This window comes from Lamprobacter modestohalophilus (assembly GCF_016583905.1).
Classification (GTDB): domain Bacteria; phylum Pseudomonadota; class Gammaproteobacteria; order Chromatiales; family Chromatiaceae; genus Lamprobacter; species Lamprobacter modestohalophilus.
This window is the reverse complement of sequence record NZ_NRRY01000013.1, coordinates 54314-71369: the sequence shown is the minus strand read 5'-3', so window position 1 is coordinate 71369 and position 17056 is coordinate 54314. Positions and strand designations below refer to the sequence as shown.

The window sequence follows — 17056 nt, the reverse complement described above, 5'->3', positions numbered from 1 at the left end:
CTTGCAGACGATTCGATCAGGCCACCGGCACTGCCGCCGACCAAGAAGGAAGCCGAAATGGATGAGCACGGACCCCTAGGGCAACAACAAACGTCCAGCCTTGAGCAGTTTCAGCAGATACTCGATGCGGCCGAACGGATTGCCCATCTTGGCCATTGGTGCCTGGATCTTGAGACCCAACAGATAGAATGGTCGCCCCAGATCTTCAGTATCTTCCGCCGTGAGCCTGGGTTAGGAGAGCCAACATTCTCCGAGCACGAGCACTATCTGTACCCAGAAGACTGGTCAAGACTGCAACACGCAGTCACAGACTGTGCCACCTATGGCAAATCCTACGAATTGACCCTGCACATTCATCGCGACGACGGCACCGATGGCCATGCTCAGGTCTACGGCACGGCGCTCACCAAGCCCGATGGCTCGATCTCTAAGCTGGTCGGCTTCGTGCAGGATGTGACCCAGAAGCTGACGCTTGAGGCGGCCTTGTGTAAGCGTGAAGCCGATTATCGACTCTTGGTCGAGCGCCAGAACGACCTGATCGTCAAGGTCGATGCCGAAGGCCACTTCCTGTTTGTCAGTCCGGGCTATTGTCGAACCTTTGGCAAGCGTCAGGAAGAGCTGATTGGTCAACGCTTCCTGCCGCTGGTGCATCCAGATGACCGCGCCTCCACCGAGGCCGCAATGGCTGCACTCTATCAACCGCCCTATCGCTGCTATCTGGAGCAGCGAGCCATGACCAGCCAGGGTTGGCGCTGGTTTGGCTGGTCGGATTCGGCGGTGCTCGATGGCAAGGGGCAGGTCATCGGTATCATCGGCTCTGGCCGCGACATCCACGTGCGCAAGCTCGCCGAGCTTGAGCTCTTGCGCACGCAACGCATGCTCGAGCTCGCGCTTGAATCCGGTAACATCGCCACCTACACCATCGATTTCACGACCGGAGATGTCTGCGTTGACGAGCGCTATATGGCCCAACTCGGCTATGAATCCCGCGAGCTCGCGGTGACCTATGACTGGTGGAAAACGCAGGTGCACCCACAAGATCTAGCCGCCTTCGGTGAGCAAAGCCAGCAGGTACTGCATGGCGAGCTGGACGACTTCCAGGCCGAATACCGTTTTCGACACCACGACGGACACTGGATCTGGCTGCAAGACCATGCACGCGTCTATGACCGCGATCCACAGGGCATGGCGCTTGCCGCCAGTGGCCTGCGCATCGACGTTACCCAGCGCAAAGAGGCCGAGCTGAAGCTCGCTTACCATGCCGAACACGACCCACTGACGGACCTACTCAACCGGCGCGGCATGTGGCGCGCCATCAAGCGCATCCATGCACAGAGCTTGCGCGCGAGGCGGCCCTACTGCGTCGCCATCTTCGACCTAGATTGGTTCAAAACCATCAACGACCAGTATGGGCACCTGGTGGGCGATGGCCTGCTCCGAGAGGTGGCCCGTCTGTTCCGTGACAACACCCGCGAATCCGACTGGATTGCGCGTTGGGGCGGCGAAGAGTTCTTGGTCCTGATGCCGGATACCGATCTCGAACCGGCGGTCGGCTTTGTCGAACGGCTGCGGCATCGAATCGAGGTCACCGACTTTTGCATCGAACAACAGTCCGTGCGCATCACCACCAGCGCTGGCATCGCTCGCTGCCACTTCGACGCTGAGAGCCATGACAAGCACAGTCAAGACAAGCCCGCTCAAGACAAGAACACTCAAGACGAGATCGTCAATCGTGCGGACCGAGCCCTGTATGCTGCCAAGCACGCTGGCCGTAATCGGGTCTGCACCGACAGTGGCGGACTCTGCACCGACAGCGACGGAGATTGATGGCCGCTACGTTTTGACAAGCCACGCCTGCGCATCTGCACATCATTGACAGCAAATGGCATGGATGGCCGCTACGCCGCGGGCGTTAAGGCGATTGCCGGAAAAGCTCATACCGAATTGCGCAGGATTTTCGTTTGTCTTCGAGGAGCGTCGCCGGGAGCATAGCCGGGCTATGTGACCGGCGGCGCGACGAAGAAGACGAGCGAAAAGACCAGCAAGGCGGTATGAGCTTTGACAGAAATCGCCTAATGGCCTCGATCTCCCGTCAAGGCTCGACAAGCGAGACCTGCTACCGCGAACGCATTGAGATGAGAACGATTGTGAGAACGATTGCATGAGCCACATCCGCGAAGACGACCTCATCACCAGCATCGCCGACGCGTTGCAATACATCTCCTACTACCATCCGCCGGACTATATCCGCGCGCTGAGCGCGGCCTATGAGGCGGAGGAATCGCCGGCGGCGAAGTCGGCGATGGCCCAGATCCTGATCAACTCCAGGCTCTGCGCCGAAGGTCATCGGCCGATCTGCCAGGACACCGGCATCGTCATCGCCTTCTTCAAGGTCGGCATGGCGCTGCGCTGGGACACCAACCGCAGCCTGCAGGAGCTGGTCGATGAGGGTGTGCGCGGCGCCTATACGCATCCGGACAATATCCTGCGCGCATCGATCGTCGACCCGCCGATCGGCGCGCGTCGTAACACCGGCGACAATACCCCGGCCATCGTTCATACCGAGCTGGTGCCCGGCGACAAGCTCGAGGTGCGCCTGGCAGCCAAGGGCGGCGGCTCCGAGAACAAGGCGCGCTTCGCGATCCTGAATCCAAGCGCCAGCGTCGTCGATTGGGTGCTCGAGCAGCTCCCGAGCATGGGCGCCGGTTGGTGCCCGCCTGGCATCCTCGGGCTCGGCATCGGCGGCTCCGCCGAGAAGGCGATGCTGATGGCCAAGGCCGCGCTCAGCGAGCCGATCAACATCCATGAGCTTAGGGCGCGCGGGCCGGCGAACGCCATTGAGGAGATGCGCCTCGAGCTGTTTGAGAAGGTCAACGCCCTCGGCATCGGCGCTCAGGGCCTCGGTGGTCTCACCACCGTGCTCGATGTGCAGATCAACAGCTTCCCGACCCACGCCGCTTCGTTGCCGGTCGCGCTGATCCCGAACTGCGCCGCGACCCGCCATTGCCATTTCACCCTCGACGGCTCCGGCCCTGCCCAGCTCGAGCCACCCGCACTCGACAGCTGGCCCGAGATCGCCTGGGACCCCACCGCAGGCGCCCGCCGGGTTGATCTGAACAGCATCACGCGCGAGCAGATCGCCAGCTGGCAACCCGGTGAGCGTCTGCTGCTCTCCGGCAAGCTGCTGACCGGCCGCGATGCTGCGCACAAGCGCATCGTCGAGCTCCTCGACCGCGGCGAGGCCTTGCCCGAGGGCGTCGACCTGAGCAACCGCTTCCTCTACTATGTCGGCCCTGTCGATCCAGTGCGTGACGAGGTCGTTGGTCCCGCCGGGCCGACCACTGCCACCCGCATGGATCGTTTCACCGACCAGATCCTCGAGCAGACCGGCCTGATCGGCATGATCGGCAAGGCCGAGCGCGGACCCGCGGCGATCGACGCCATCCGCCGCCACCACGCGGTCTACCTGATCGCGATCGGTGGCGCCGCCTACCTCGTCTCAAAGGCGATCAAGTCGGCACGGCTGATCGCCTTCGAAGACCTCGGCATGGAGGCCATCCGCGAGTTCGAGGTCGAAGACATGCCGGTCACCGTCGCCGTCGACAGCCGCGGTGTCTCGGTCCACGAGACCGGCCCGCAGCAATGGCGCTCGCGGATTGCCGAGATCCCGATTAAGGTTGAGTAAGTTCGACGACATCGTTTCGTCGTCGAGGCCGCATGATCCAGCAGCAGCCAAACGATAGGAGTTCAAGTTGACTCAGCAACAGGTCTTCCGGATTCATCAGGACGACGACGGGCATCGCGCCGGCGTTGAAGCAGTCGCGATCGTGCAACCGACGCAGGGCGAGGTCCTGGTGCGGGTGAGCGCCTCTGGCGTCAACTATAAAGACGCCCTCGCCGGTACTGGAAAAGGCAAGGTGATCAAGCGTTTCCCGATCACTGGCGGCATCGATGCCGCCGGCATCGTCGAGCAGTCCGAGCATCCATGTTGGAAACCCGGCGATGCGGTCATCGCCACCGGCTTCGGCATGGCCTTCGATCACGACGGCGGCTATGCGGAGACCCTCTGCGTCCCCGGCGACTGGCTCGCGCCGACGCCACAGGGGCTCGACCCGCGCCAGGCAATGATCCTTGGCACCGCTGGTTTCACCGCAGGATTGGCCGTGCATCGCTTATTGGTCAACGGCCAGCATCCCGGACTCGGCCCGATCCTGGTCACCGGCGCCAGCGGCGGTGTTGGCAGCATCGCCATCAACATCCTCGCTAAGCTTGATTTCGAGGTCGTCGCCGTCTCCAACAAGCAGGCACTGCACGACTGGCTCACCCAACTCGGAGCCAGCCGCATCATCGGCCGCGATGAGCTTCCCGGGGGTGACCGACCGCTCGAGAAGGCAGTCTGGGGCGGCGCGGTCGATAATGTCGGTGGGGCGATGCTCGCGCAGATCACGCGCACCCTGGCCCCCAATGGCAACATCGCCAGCATCGGCCTCGCCGGCGGCACCGCGCTCGAGACCACGGTGATGCCCTTCATCCTGCGCGGGATCGGCCTGCTCGGCTGCAATTCAGTTGATGTCCCCTTCCCGCTGCGCGCCGACCTCTGGCGCCGCCTCGCGACTGACTGGCGACCTAGCGACCTGGACGCCTTGGTCAGCGATCAGGTCGATCTGGATGGCTTGCCTGCGGTGTTCGAGCGTATGCTCGCTGGCAAGACCCATGGTCGCATCCTGGTGATGCCCGCATAGGCGCCGACGTCTCACCGACCCAATCAAAAAGTACCCAATCGTGCCTCAAACCATCCCGATTACCGACCATCAACGCCGCTGGCTCAAGAAGCAAGCCCATCACCTGAAACCGGTCGTCCTGCTCGGTGCCGCAGGCCTCAGCGACGCCGTGCTCGCTGAGGTCGAGCTTGCGCTCGAGCATCACGAACTGATCAAGGTGAAGGTGCCCGGCGGCGACCACGATGAGCGCGATGCTATCGTCGACGCCATCGCCGAGCGCACCAACGCCGACCTCGTGCAGCGCATTGGCAACACCGCCAGCTACTTCCGCGCCAACCCCGAGCGTCGCGAGCGCATCCTGCTGCCGCTCTGAACATGACCGCTCCAGCGAAGGATGCGGCCTCGACATGATGTCGCGTGATGTTGTGACGTGGCAAGAAGAGGCTCGCGCAGAGACGCAGAGGCGCAAAGGAAAAAAGAGCTTGCTCGATGTTCCCAGTGCGCTTCTCTTGTTCTTCTCTTCTTCTCTTCTTCTCTGCGCCTTTGCGTCTCTGCGCGAGATCTCTTTTTCTTATGTCATCTACGCGACATGGCACCATCTGATTGACATTATGCGGAGGCCGCACCCCCAGCGAATCAGAATGAAACGACAACCGACACCGATCGAACAGGCGCCGCGCTTCCAGCAATCGCGCTGAATCGACAATCAATGGAATCATGCCAAATGCAACAACAGACAACGAAGCCAGTCGCGTCGCGCCCAGCGACCCTGCTCATGAGCATGCTCATCGGCAGCAGCATCCTGCTGGGCTGCGCCAACCCAGGCGAAGACGTTCGCGTGCGACTCTGTAAAGACCTGGTCGTCGGGCAGTTGGGAACCAGTCAGCTGACCTGGACCCAGGTCAGCACCCGCACACCCGGCTATAGCGACGCAACCGTGAACCTGCGTTGGTCAGCGGCAGCAGGCGACGGCAGCGCCAGCTGCGCCTATCGCTACAACGCCGTGGAAGATACCGCTCAGCAACTCGCCGATCCGCTCAGCGCCTATGCCACCTCACCCAGCCAGGTCGTGATCAACGGCGCAGCCCTGAGCGGACAAGCCCTTGCGACTGCCATTGCTCAGGCAATGCAACGACAAGGTCGCGAGCTGATCGACGCAGCAAGCAAGGCAATCGGGCAGTAAGACGGCTTGCCGAAAATGCGCTAAGGCGATTGCCAGACAATGAAGCGCTTGTTTAACCGTCAGGTTCGTGGCGCATCGCCATCCCGGACGAGAGCGCCCTTACTGGAGAGTAACGTCAATTGTCCCTACGGCCGACGAAGCGATAGTAAGGCACCCGCAAGCCAGGCAGATAGGGTACCGGCGCCATCGCCTCGGTCAAGCAATGATCGGGCAGAGACTGGCGCAGATAGGCCAAACGCTCGGGCTCCAGATGCACGCCGTCATGGCGGAACCAGCGCGGCCAAAACGCCCGCGCGAATGGCGAGTGGCGCACCAGGCCGGGCGCTGGCTCTGGCGCTGAAACGTAAAAGTCGACGACACCGAGATGACCGCCTGGCTTGAGCATCGCAATCGCGTTGTCGATCGCCGCGCGCCAGTCCGGAATCATGGTCAGTGAATAGGCCAGATAGACCGTATCCACCGGCGCCTCGGGCTGCCAGCGGCAGGCATCGGCCTCATGGATCTGGACATTCGCCATGGCTGCGGTCCGCTGCCGCGCTTCGCTGACCAAGGATGGGCATAGATCGACCGCATCGATCCGTGCCAGCGCCGCGAGTCGGTCACCGAAGAACAGCAGATTGCGCCCAGTGCCCGCCCCGAGTTCGACCAGATGACCGCCGGGTGGAACCGCCTGCGCAACGATCAGATCGGCCACCAACTCGCCCCGCCCATGCAGCAGGCGCTCGCGAAAGGCATCGTAGCGACCCGCTTGCGGCGCATAGAAGGCCTCCAGTCGCTCGGCATGAGAGCCGGCGCGCGGCTGCCCCCGCAACAGCGCCAGCAGCACCTTCAGCTCCGCGGTGACGGCAGCGACCGCCATGCTCAGGCCGCCAGGTCAGCGATGTGGAAGCCGGCATAGGTGTGCACCCGATCCAGCGGCTGCATCTGCGCTGCCAGCTCCGGATGAAACTGCAGACAATCTCGCAATCCACCGTGCGCCGGACTGACCTCAAGGTCTTGCAGATAGCTCGGCGCCGCGTGCGCACTACGGAAGATGATGCGCGCATCAGCGCGTGCGCGCTCGAGGATCAATGCCCATTCCTCGGCCAAGGCCTGAGGCGCATAGCTGCTCATCCAGTCCATGTGGTCGAGGAGCACATACTTCGAGAAACGCTGCTGGCTGCTGGCGAGGAGCTCTGAGACCGTGGATGTATGCAGCTCAATGCAGTCGGCCCTGCCCTGCTTGAGCGCGGTGAAGTTATTCGGTTTCAGGTATTCCGGGCAGCAGTCTGGCGTATAGCGCCCGTTCACATAGACCGCCCAAAAGTAGTTGGTCCAGACCGGCAGTTGCCGGAACACATAATCGATCGACTCGCGCACGAAGCCCGCGACACCACGCTCATGCTGCTCCTGGACCTCCTTGCGCTGCGGATGCGGTACACCGAGCATGCTCATGGTCAGCTGCCGGGAGAGCGTCCAGTTGATGGTCGGCGACCAGATCAGCGGCTGCACCCGGGTCTCATAGACGTGGCGCTGATCGTCGAGCGAGCGGGTCTCGAACAGCTCGGAGATGCTCGCCGCGAGCCTTGGCCGCACCCGAAGATAGGCGTGGAAGCTCTTCGCGACAATGCCGGATAGCCCATGGAAATAGAAACTGCCGCGCGGATGGCCAAACCAGCGCACGCGCTTGTCCCAGAACGCTTGCGCGAACGGGCTCAGCTCAGCGCGTAGCTCCCGCCGATAGAGGCGCTCGAAACCGGGGTGGTGGCCGTGGCCAAAGGCGGCGAAGAAGTCTTCGAACTCAAGCCGGCGGATGCCGGCCAACTTCAGCTCCAGCAGCGCATTCTGGCGCGGGTTGGCGTCGACCGCATGGATTGCCGCCGGCCCGACCAAGGCATAGTCGAGAACATTACATCCAGCGCTGGTGATGACCAGGATGCGGTCATCAGGGCCGATGTTGAGCACTAAACGATCGACGGCCGGGTCTTCCCAGCAGGTGTTGTAGACCAGTGCGCGCGAATAGATGGCGTCGAACACCTTCTGATCAAAACGATCAGCGAGGCTGGGTTTGGTCGTCACGAGCATGGCAGGGTCGCCTCGGTGGCAATGAAGCCGAACAAGACTATCAAGCCAAGGTGACGATACCGTTGCAGCCTCAAGACGATGCGATTGCAGTCGCTTGGCAGGCCAGCGTCGAAACGCTGCTCGAGTCTGATCAGGGAGAGAGCCTGATCAGGAAGAAACTCCGATCAGGACGTCAGAAACATCGCCGGCCACTTCGCGTCTAATCAACGCTCTGAAGACGCCCATAGAGCGCGATCAGGTGCTTGATCCGATGCGCGAGCTGCGCATCGAGCTGATCCCACTGAAAGCGCCAACGCCAGTTACCCGTCGGCACTCCAGGCCGGTTCATCCGATGCTCGCCATCAAGCCCCATCAGATCCTGCATCGGCACCACTGCTAGGTCAGCCCGCGAGGCCAAGGCGGCACGGGTCATCGGCCAGGGCATCGGCTCCTGCGAATGCCCGAGATAGTCATCGACGTGCTGACGCAGGCTCTCATCGATGGACTTATACCAGCCCAGCGAGGTGTCGTTATCGTGAGTCCCGGTGTAGCAGACTGAATCGCGCCCGTGATGGAATGGCAGATAGGGATTGGCAGCACCCCCTTCGAAGGCGAACTGTAGCACCTTCATGCCGGGCATCCGGTACCTGCGTCTCAAGGCATCGACCTCATCGGTGATCACCCCCAGGTCCTCGGCAATCAGCGGCAAGACCCCAAATTCGTCTCGCAAGCGCATGAACAGCGCATCGCCCTTGGCCTTGACCCAGGTTCCGTTCATCGCCGTCTCTTCCTCGGCTGGCACCTCCCAGTAGGCCTCAAAGCCGCGGAAGTGATCGATGCGGATCATGTCGAATAAGCGCAGCTGGGTGCGCATCCGATCCAGCCAGAAGCGAAAACCGTTCTTCTCCAGCTGATCCCAGCGATAGAGCGGGTTGCCCCAACGCTGGCCGGTCGCTGAGAAGTAATCCGGCGGCACGCCGGCGACCACGCGGCAGGTGCCGTCCGCGTTGAGATCGAAGTCCCCAGGTCGGGCCCAGACCTCAGCGCTGTCATGGGCAACGAAGATCGGCATGTCGCCAAACAGACGCACCCCGCGCTCGTTCGCATGCGCGCGCAGCGCGTCCCATTGGCGGAAGAAAACGAACTGCTCGAAACGGATGTAATCAATGGCCTTGCCCAGCCGCCGGCGAGCTTGGCCAAGGCTTCGGCCGTCGCGGTTACGCAGGCCTTTCGGCCACTGCCACCATGGCGCCTCACGCTCCTCGTGGATGGCGCGATAGAGCGCATAGTCGTCGAGCCAGAAGCGCTGGGAATCACAGAATTGGGCGAGCTCTGCGCGTTCTTCCGCAGAGGCCGCTTCCAGGAAGCCCTGATGCGCTTGACGCAGGCGCTCGAGCTTGGCTGCGTCGCTGTCGGCCGCGCCCGCATCGGCGGGCAGCCAGCCCCAAGTCACCAATGGCCCGAGCCCGATCAGCCGCGCGCTGCCGGCATGTGCCGAGCTGGTCTGATAGGGCGAATCGCCGGCCTGCGGTGGACCAACGGGCAGCATCTGCCAGACGCTGACGCCGGCGTCGGTGAGGAAATTGACAAAGTTAAAGGCCTCCCAGCCAAGGTCACCGCAAGGTCCCTCGCCAGGCAGCGATGTCAGGTGCAACAAGACGCCGGCACGGCGCTGGTCGAGGCAGTCGGTGGCGGAGACTTCGTGCATAGCAATACAGCTTGGACATGATGACTAAGGTGAAGAGAGCCGCTAGCTTGCCCGCAGCATCGGATCAGCCAGCAGCGACCAGCCGTGCAGTGCGCGCAGCATCAGCGCACCCGATTGACAGTTTGGCCTAGCAACTCCGGGGTGACTAAGGTGACGCCACCTTCGGACACGTAGAGTCCGGCCGCAACGTCCTCGGCGCGATCGCAACCAATCCGCATACCTTCCGGGAGCCGGCACCAGTGGTCAACGATGGCACGGCGGATCACACAACCGCGCCCGACATCCACATTCGGCAGGATCACGCTGTCTTCGACATGCGCAAACGAGTGCACCCGCACATTTGAGAACAGCAGCGAGTGGCGCACCAGCGCGCCAGAGATGATGCAGCCGCCGGAGACCATCGAGTCGACCGCCATCCCGCGGCGGATGTCGTTATCGAACACAAACTTGGCCGGCGGCAGCTGCTCCTGATAGGTCCAGATTGGCCACTCATCGTCGTACAGACTGAGCGGCGGGGTGACGCCGATCAGCTCCAGATTCGCCTCCCAGAAGGCATCGATGGTGCCCACATCACGCCAGTAGGCCTGGGCTCCACTGTGCGGATCACGGAACGGATAGGTCATCACCCGATAGCGCTGGATCGCGCGCGGGATCACATCCTTGCCGAAATCATGGCTAGAGCCCGGCATATCGGCATCGGCGACCACCTGCTCGAACAGGAAATCACGGTTGAAGACGTAGATGCCCATCGACGCCAAGGCGATATCGTCCCGACCCGGCACCGAGGTCGGATCGGCCGGCTTCTCGACAAACGCTTGCACGCGCTGTTGGTCATCGACGCTGATGACGCCAAAGCCCGAGGCCCGCTCGCGCTCGACCTCGATGCAGCCGATCGTCATGTCAGCGCCAGATTCGACGTGCTGGGCGATCATCGGCCCATAGTCCATCTGATAGATGTGATCACCAGCCAGCACCAACACGTACTCGGGGTCGTGGCTGCGGATGATGTCGAGATTCTGGAACACCGCATCGGCGGTGCCGGCGTACCAAGCGTTCTCAGCCACCCGTTGCTGCGCCGGCCACAGCTCGACGAACTCGCCGAACTCGCCGCGCAGGAAGCCCCAGCCCTTCTGAATGTGTAGGATCAGCGAATGCGCCTTGTACTGCGTCAATACGCCGATACGTCGAATACCAGAGTTGATGCAGTTCGAGAGCGGAAAGTCGACGATGCGGAACTTGCCACCAAACGGCACCGCAGGCTTCGAGCGCCATTGCGTCAGCTGACGCAACCGAGAGCCGCGGCCGCCGGCGAGGATGAGCGCCAAGGTGTTTCGCGTCAGACGACTAACGAAACGTGGGTTCTCTTCTGCCATGCTGAACCTCCGGGCGCGAGCGCCGATTCGAGGTGAATGCAAGGGGCCACTCAGTGCGTAAGAGGGCAACCAAGCGGCTCGGCAAATCGTCGAGCAGCGGCCGCCAGCGGCATTGGCGCGGATCGTTGGCGCTGACCAATCGCGCGGACCGTTAGCCGGCAACCAACCAAGCCGGTGAATTTCCGACGCTATGGTAACATCGTCGGCGTAAAGAGCCTCAGGATACCGACACACCATGCCCGAGAGTCAGCTTCGCTACCCCAACCTTCCCGAGCCGTTGTTGCGGATCGTCGAGGCCCGACATCACGACCCGTTCGAGGTCCTCGGCCGTCACGATCAAGGCGACGGCAACACCGTCGTCCGGGTGCTTTTGCCGCGCGCCGAGCGGGTGCGTATCGGCAAGGGTGACGTCGAGCTCAGCCGCATCGACGGCACCGACCTCTTCGTCTGGGAGGGGCCAGCGAGCGCCGTCGACGAGCGCTATCAAATCAGCTGGTACGACAAGCAGGGACAGGTGCATACCCAGCACGATCCCTACAGCTTCGGCACCCAGATCCCGGACTTCGATCTGCATCTTTTCGGTGAGGGTCGCCACTGGCACGCCTATCGCTTTCTCGGCGCCTACCAACTCGAGATTGACGGCATCACTGGCTTCCAGTTCGGCGTCTGGGCCCCAGGCGCGACCCGGGTCAGCGTCGTCGGCGCCTTCAACAACTGGGACGGGCGTGAGCATCAGATGCGCGTTCGCCCCGGCTCTGGCGTCTGGGAGTTGTTTATCCCCGGCCTGGCTGCCGAATCGCTGTATAAATTCGAGCTGCGCTCCGCCGAGGGCGTGCCGATGGTCAAGATCGACCCCTACGCCAGCGCCTTTCAAGAACGCCCTGATAACGCTTGCATCCTGCACGCACCGAGCGACTTTGCCTGGACCGACCAAGACTGGCTCGAGGCCCGCGCCAAGATCAACTGGCAGCAGCAGCCGATGTCGGTCTACGAGGTGCATCTCGGCTCCTGGCGCCGCGCCGAGGACGGCAGCTTCCTTAACTACCGCGAGCTGGCCGAGCAGTTGGCCACGCACTGCAAGGAGCTGGGCTTCACTCACCTCGAGCTGCTGCCGATCACCGAGCATCCACTGGACGCCTCTTGGGGCTATCAGGCGACTGGCTATTTCGCACCGACGGCGCGTTTCGGCACCCCTGAAGATTTCCGTTACTTCGTCAACTATCTGCACGAGCAGGGCATCGGCGTGCTGCTCGACTGGGTGCCGGCGCATTTCCCGCGCGATACCGTGGCGCTGGCGCGTTTCGACGGCACCGCGCTCTACGAGCACGCCGACCCGCGCCAGGGTGAGCACAAGGATTGGGGCACGCTGATCTTCAACTACGGCCGCCACGAGGTGAAGAACTTCCTGCTCTCGAGCGCCCTGTTCTGGCTCGATGAGTACCATATCGACGGCCTGCGCGTCGACGCGGTAGCCTCGATGCTCTACCTCGACTACTCGCGCAACGACGGTGAGTGGATACCGAACAAGTACGGTGGCAACGAGAACCTGGACGCGGTTGAGCTGTTGCGCCAGCTCAACACCGTCACCCATGAGCAGCATCCTGGCTCGTTGATGATCGCCGAGGAATCCACCTCTTGGCCACAGGTGTCGCGCCCGACCTATCTAGGCGGTCTCGGCTTCAGCATGAAATGGAACATGGGCTGGATGCACGACACCCTGTCGTACATGGAGAAGGACCCGATCTATCGCCATTACCACCATGACCTACTGACCTTCGGCCTGCTCTACGCCTTTACCGAGAACTTCGTGCTGCCGTTCAGCCACGACGAGGTGGTGCACGGCAAGAAGTCGATGCTGGATAAGATGCCCGGCGACGCCTGGCAGAAGTTCGCCTCGCTGCGCCTGCTCTACACCTTCATGTTCAGCTATCCGGGCAAGAAGCTGCTATTCCAGGGCTGCGAGTTCGGACAGGGTCGGGAGTGGAACTTCGATGCTGCGGCCGAGTGGGAGCTGCTCGAGCGGCCCCAGCATCAGGGCGTGAAAAAAATCGTCGCCGATCTCAACCATCTCTACCGCGCTGAGCCGGCGTTGTACGAGGTCGACTTCGAGAGCTCAGGCTTCGAGTGGATCGACTGCCACGACTCCAGCCAGTCGGTGTTGAGCTATCTGCGCAAGTCCAAAGACGGCAAGCATCTGGTCGCCTGCGCCTTCAATTTCACCCCGGTACCGCGCGAGAACTACCGCATCGGGGTTCCGGTCGAGGGCTATTATCGCGAGGCCGTCAACTCCGACGCCGAGCTCTATGGCGGCAGCAACGTCGGTAATCGCGGCGGCGTGCATTCAGAGCGCAGCAGTTGGATGGGCCGCCCGTACTCGATCCCACTCGCCTTGCCGCCGCTTGCCGGTGTCATCATGGTGCTCGAACCAAGCTCGGTTGCCTCCGATGATGTCGATGCCGCCGACGCGTCTAGCCTTGCCGCGCCCATCTTGGCCGAGGGTCGAGCCGCACGGAACACGACTGACACTGATCAGAGCGGTTCCGATAGCGAAGCCGACTCGCCAGCAGCAGGGACTGGCTCGCAAGCGACAGGTGCCGACTCGCCAGCGGCAACCGATGCCGATAGCAGCAAAGGCTGAGCCAACGCCAGCGGCGGCGAGCGCAGGGTCCGCCGGCCAGCCTAGCGAAATCTCGCGAAAGCCTGATGAGCTGGCTCGATACGCAAGGGATCGAGCATGTGGGGATGCTGATCGACAATGGCTCCGGTCTCTCGCGGAATAGGCGCTGATTCGCCCTCCTAGCGCATCACCGGATTCCAGAGTAGATCCCAAGCTTTTTTGAGTGTTCTCATGCGGCATGGTACGACCCTTATCGTTCTGATACTGCTCCTCGCCCTGCCGGTTCAGGCCGATGAGGGCATGCATCCGGTCCTTGAGGATGCCTACAGCGCCCTGGATCAGATCCGCGATGTCCGGCAAGATCAGCTAGAAGGCTATCTTCAACGGCTGCAGCGACTGGCCGGCCAGGCATCCACCGACGCCCATTTTCAGGACTACTTCAAGGTCAAGCAGCGCTATCATCAGCTGCAGGGACAGCTGCCGGCCCCACCCGAGGTGATCCAGAGCATTGAGCAGCTCAAGGCCTCCATCCGCGATCACTACCTGCAACACTACCCGGTCTTCTACGACATCTTGTTCGTCGACAAGAGCGGATTCGTCCTCTCCACCATCCGGCACGAGCGGGACTATCACGAGCACCTGTTTTCGGGTCGGCTGGCCGAATCGGCGCTGTCTCGCCAACTCTTGCGCGATCCGGAGCGGTCGTTCGTGGATTACGATTTCTATTGGGCCTCGGATGAACCCTCAGCCTTTTTCGTCGAGCCCATGGTCATTGACGGCCAGAGGGAGGGTTGGCTGGTCTGCCAGTCTGCCTTGAATCGAATCAACAGGATCTTCACCCGGGAAGATGATCTGGGCCAGACTGGCGAGGTCTTTCTCGCCAATCGTCGCCACCAGATGCTCACGGCCAGCCGACTACACCCCGATCAGGGGGCCTTGCTGCGGCACCTAGCCGCGAAAAACCTGGAGCCCAAATTTTCCCAGGGCGAGGGACACCGGCGGGTAATCGATTACCGAGGCTACCCGGTGTTGACCTCATTTACCCTCTGCCGGGTACAGGACAGCGATTGGCTGCTGGTCGCCAAGATCGATGAAGACGAGATCCTGACCAAGCACTTCCGGCAACAGCAAGCGGAAGATGTTTCGCTCCTTGAGCGCCATCTTCCAGAGGGCGATCCGACTTTCTGCGCGGAGCATGTGCTGCCGCGAGATGGCCTCATCGTGGACATGGACGAATTTCGCTCATCTGCTGATGCGCCCCTGTTGACATTCGGTATTTCCACCTGCACGGCCCTGCTGATGATCCTTCCCAGCGGCGAGGCGATTCTGGGCCACGCCAGCGAGAATGACCGGATCTACGGAGGAACGGAGACCGATCTGCTGGGCAACATGTTGCGCGATATCACAAGGTTTCGGTTGCTGCCTTACGAAGTCCGCGACCTCAAGGTGGTGCTGATTGCCCCTCACGATCGGAGCCTAGGCGGGGCGGTGCAGCGTCTGCTCGCCGAGGGTTTGCTGCTTTCCCAGATCCGCTTCGCCCGTATGGCCGAGGCTGAGAGCGCTACCCTGGCACATGATCCTCGCCAGGGCAGCACCCTAGTGCGCTGGCGATTGTCGGAGTCGGCGGGTCTGCGCTGGCAATGCCTGGATGATCTGGAAGATCTGGGGCAGGTCTACCAAAGCGCCATTGCCTATCCTTAGGCTGCAGGCTCCACCAGAGATCGTGCTCGGCGATCAGCCGCACCGTCGCGTCATCCAACAGCTGGCCGTGCTCGATGCTCGCAACACCCGCCCGAGGAGATCCTCATGTGTAGGTTACAGCGGCACTGTTGGCGTCTGCCCATGATTAAGCGCTACCTCCTAACGCCAACGGCAAAGTGGTTGACGATGATCGAGGCCCCACTAAGCGCGTTTGCTGGCACCATCCAAGACGGTACCCAAGGGTTACTGTTAGCTGATTGAGCGGAGCCCAGAGGTTCGCTGGATATATTAGGATATCCTAGACAGCATGAGTCCAGAGCTGCCCTTCTACGGTGCCTACTTCCCCTCTTGGCTGATCAGCGCCACGCTCGGTATCCTGGGCTCAATGCTGGTGCGCAGCCTCCTGATCCGCTTGGGTGTTGATGAAGGCATGCCGCTGCGGACGCTGGTTTACATCGCACTCGCCTGCTTGATCGCCTTTGCGATTTCTGCCAAGGTCTTTGGCCGTTAGCCGATGGCGAGATCGGCCTATGCACGCCGCTACACGGTCGTCGGCACCAGCCTTGCGGTGCTGATCCTCATCGGCGCGGTCGCCTCCGGTTGGTGGTCCTTGCAGCGTGCCGCGAACAATCCTCTCTCCGAAGATGCCGTGCTGACCGCGAATCGGGTGAACGTCGCCGCCACCATCGCCGGCCGGGTCGTGACCATCGCAGTGACTGACAACCAGCGTGTCGCCGAGGGCGAGCTGTTGTTTGCGCTCGATCCCGAGCCTTACCAGCTGGCCGTGGCGCAGGCCCGGGCCGACCTACGCCTTGCCGAGGCAACGCGCGATGCCCAGCGGCGGACGATCGTGGCCGAGCAGTCGAATGCCGCTGTCGCCAGCGAGCAGGTGCAGCGCGCACGCTCTAACCTTGCGCTCGCCGAGGCGACACTGGCCCGGCTCCTGCCGCTGGCACCCAAGGGCTACGTCACGGCCCAGCAGGTCGATGACGCGCGCACGGCACGGGACGATGCGCAGACCAGCCTGGATCAGGCGCTGCGCCAGGCCGAGGCTGCAGAAGCGTTGGTGACAACGCTCGATGCCTCGGAGGCACTGGTCGACGCCCGACGGGCAGCACTGGCCATCGCCGAGCACGAACTGGCGGCGACCGAGGTGCTTGCGCCGCATGACGGGCTGGTGGTCGGCCTGACCGTCTCCACCGGCGAGATCGTCGCGCCTGGTCAGTCGCTGTTCACGCTGATCGACAGCGAGCACTGGTATGCCTCGGCCACCTTCCCCGAGACCGAGCTGTCGCGCATCGCGATCGGCGACTGTGCGCGCGTCTACGTGCTGGCCGATCGCTCGCGTCCCGTCGCCGGCCGGGTCGACAGCATTGGTTGGGGCGTCGTCTCCGAGGATCTGGTCAACCTGCCGCGCGGCGTGCCCTATGTGCCGAAGTCGCTCAACTGGGTGCGCATCATCCAGCGCTTTCCGATACGGATCAGACTCGACAACCCACCCGCGCCGCTGATGCGCGTGGGCGCATCAGCGGTTGCGGTGGTACGACATGGTGAAGACTGTGACCCAGGCGCCGCTGACTGATCCGTTGAATTTGTCGCCGGCAGCCCGGTTGGCACCCTCGTCGGCATCCCCGTCGGCCTCTTCGTCGGGCCCCTCGTTGGCACAACCGGCGGCTCCCAGGTCGGCACAACCGTCAATCCTCCCGCCAG

The 17056-nt window shown here is 62.5% G+C and carries 14 protein-coding genes; 10 read left to right on the top strand and 4 right to left on the bottom strand.

The genetic code is table 11. The features are described from left to right. Positions 1–57 precede the first annotated feature (57 nt). The 6 genes from CKO42_RS10015 (at position 58) to CKO42_RS09990 (ending at position 5904) form a co-directional block, all read left to right on the top strand. Complete coding sequence (locus tag CKO42_RS10015) at positions 58–1827, top strand: sensor domain-containing diguanylate cyclase (RefSeq protein WP_200243070.1); 1770 nt, start codon at positions 58–60, stop codon at positions 1825–1827. A 334-nt stretch (positions 1828–2161) separates the two neighbouring features. Next, on the top strand, positions 2162–3685 hold the full coding sequence (locus CKO42_RS10010) for a fumarate hydratase (RefSeq protein ID WP_200243057.1): 1524 nt from the start codon (positions 2162–2164) through the stop codon (positions 3683–3685). 67 nt (positions 3686–3752) lie between these two features. Next, on the top strand, positions 3753–4742 hold the full coding sequence (locus CKO42_RS10005; protein ID WP_200243055.1) for an acrylyl-CoA reductase family protein: 990 nt from the start codon (positions 3753–3755) through the stop codon (positions 4740–4742). Positions 4743–4782: 40 nt separating this feature from the next. Next, positions 4783–5094, top strand: coding sequence for a ribosome assembly RNA-binding protein YhbY (gene yhbY, locus CKO42_RS10000; RefSeq protein ID WP_420844285.1), 312 nt, complete (start codon positions 4783–4785; stop codon positions 5092–5094). Positions 5095–5128: 34 nt separating this feature from the next. Further along, positions 5129–5419 (top strand): hypothetical protein, encoded by a 291-nt coding sequence (locus CKO42_RS09995; protein WP_200243053.1) that lies wholly within the window; start codon positions 5129–5131, stop codon positions 5417–5419. Between the two features lie 77 nt (positions 5420–5496). Next, the gene (locus CKO42_RS09990) at positions 5497–5904 is read left to right on the top strand and encodes a hypothetical protein (RefSeq protein ID WP_200243051.1); all 408 of its coding nucleotides are present in this window, start codon (positions 5497–5499) and stop codon (positions 5902–5904) included. 115 nt (positions 5905–6019) lie between these two features. Here CKO42_RS09990 and CKO42_RS09985 read toward each other — a convergent pair whose 3' ends face one another. From CKO42_RS09985 to glgC, 4 genes are all read right to left on the bottom strand, one after another. After that, positions 6020–6763: a class I SAM-dependent methyltransferase gene (locus tag CKO42_RS09985; protein ID WP_200243048.1), complete on the bottom strand. Its 744-nt coding sequence runs from the start codon at positions 6761–6763 to the stop codon at positions 6020–6022. Between the two features lie 2 nt (positions 6764–6765). After that, positions 6766–7968 (bottom strand): BtaA family protein, encoded by a 1203-nt coding sequence (locus CKO42_RS09980; RefSeq protein ID WP_200243044.1) that lies wholly within the window; start codon positions 7966–7968, stop codon positions 6766–6768. A gap of 199 nt (positions 7969–8167) precedes the next feature. After that, positions 8168–9655, bottom strand: a complete 1488-nt coding sequence (gene malQ, locus CKO42_RS09975) for a 4-alpha-glucanotransferase (protein WP_200243041.1) — start codon at positions 9653–9655, stop codon at positions 8168–8170. 101 nt (positions 9656–9756) lie between these two features. Then, on the bottom strand, positions 9757–11028 hold the full coding sequence (glgC, locus tag CKO42_RS09970; protein ID WP_200243038.1) for a glucose-1-phosphate adenylyltransferase: 1272 nt from the start codon (positions 11026–11028) through the stop codon (positions 9757–9759). Positions 11029–11263: 235 nt separating this feature from the next. Between glgC and glgB the strand changes: the two genes are divergently transcribed. The 4 genes from glgB to mdtN all read left to right on the top strand — a co-directional run bounded on the left by glgB (position 11264) and on the right by mdtN (position 16928). Further along, on the top strand, positions 11264–13666 hold the full coding sequence (gene glgB, locus CKO42_RS09965; protein WP_200243026.1) for a 1,4-alpha-glucan branching protein GlgB: 2403 nt from the start codon (positions 11264–11266) through the stop codon (positions 13664–13666). 210 nt (positions 13667–13876) lie between these two features. Further along, on the top strand, positions 13877–15346 hold the full coding sequence (locus CKO42_RS09960; protein WP_200243024.1) for a cache domain-containing protein: 1470 nt from the start codon (positions 13877–13879) through the stop codon (positions 15344–15346). A 307-nt stretch (positions 15347–15653) separates the two neighbouring features. Then, positions 15654–15857: a YtcA family lipoprotein gene (locus CKO42_RS09955; RefSeq protein ID WP_200243021.1), complete on the top strand. Its 204-nt coding sequence runs from the start codon at positions 15654–15656 to the stop codon at positions 15855–15857. Between the two features lie 3 nt (positions 15858–15860). Continuing rightward, the gene (mdtN, locus tag CKO42_RS09950; protein WP_200243018.1) at positions 15861–16928 is read left to right on the top strand and encodes a multidrug transporter subunit MdtN; all 1068 of its coding nucleotides are present in this window, start codon (positions 15861–15863) and stop codon (positions 16926–16928) included. Positions 16929–17056: the final 128 nt, after the last annotated feature.

What these genes read in the sequence shown, in the direction of transcription:
- CKO42_RS10015 (WP_200243070.1), top strand. Translation starts at nt 58, where the DNA reads ATGGATGAGCACGGACCCCTAGGGCAACAACAAACGTCCAGCCTTGAG.
- CKO42_RS09990 (WP_200243051.1), top strand. Translation starts at nt 5,497, where the DNA reads ATGAGCATGCTCATCGGCAGCAGCATCCTGCTGGGCTGCGCCAACCCA.
- CKO42_RS09995 (WP_200243053.1), top strand. Translation starts at nt 5,129, where the DNA reads ATGATGTCGCGTGATGTTGTGACGTGGCAAGAAGAGGCTCGCGCAGAG.
- CKO42_RS10010 (WP_200243057.1), top strand. Translation starts at nt 2,162, where the DNA reads ATGAGCCACATCCGCGAAGACGACCTCATCACCAGCATCGCCGACGCG.
- CKO42_RS09980 (WP_200243044.1), bottom strand. Translation starts at nt 7,968, where the DNA reads ATGCTCGTGACGACCAAACCCAGCCTCGCTGATCGTTTTGATCAGAAG.
- CKO42_RS09955 (WP_200243021.1), top strand. Translation starts at nt 15,654, where the DNA reads ATGAGTCCAGAGCTGCCCTTCTACGGTGCCTACTTCCCCTCTTGGCTG.
- glgB (WP_200243026.1), top strand. Translation starts at nt 11,264, where the DNA reads ATGCCCGAGAGTCAGCTTCGCTACCCCAACCTTCCCGAGCCGTTGTTG.
- glgC (WP_200243038.1), bottom strand. Translation starts at nt 11,028, where the DNA reads ATGGCAGAAGAGAACCCACGTTTCGTTAGTCGTCTGACGCGAAACACC.
- malQ (WP_200243041.1), bottom strand. Translation starts at nt 9,655, where the DNA reads ATGCACGAAGTCTCCGCCACCGACTGCCTCGACCAGCGCCGTGCCGGC.
- CKO42_RS09985 (WP_200243048.1), bottom strand. Translation starts at nt 6,763, where the DNA reads ATGGCGGTCGCTGCCGTCACCGCGGAGCTGAAGGTGCTGCTGGCGCTG.
- CKO42_RS09960 (WP_200243024.1), top strand. Translation starts at nt 13,877, where the DNA reads ATGCGGCATGGTACGACCCTTATCGTTCTGATACTGCTCCTCGCCCTG.
- mdtN (WP_200243018.1), top strand. Translation starts at nt 15,861, where the DNA reads ATGGCGAGATCGGCCTATGCACGCCGCTACACGGTCGTCGGCACCAGC.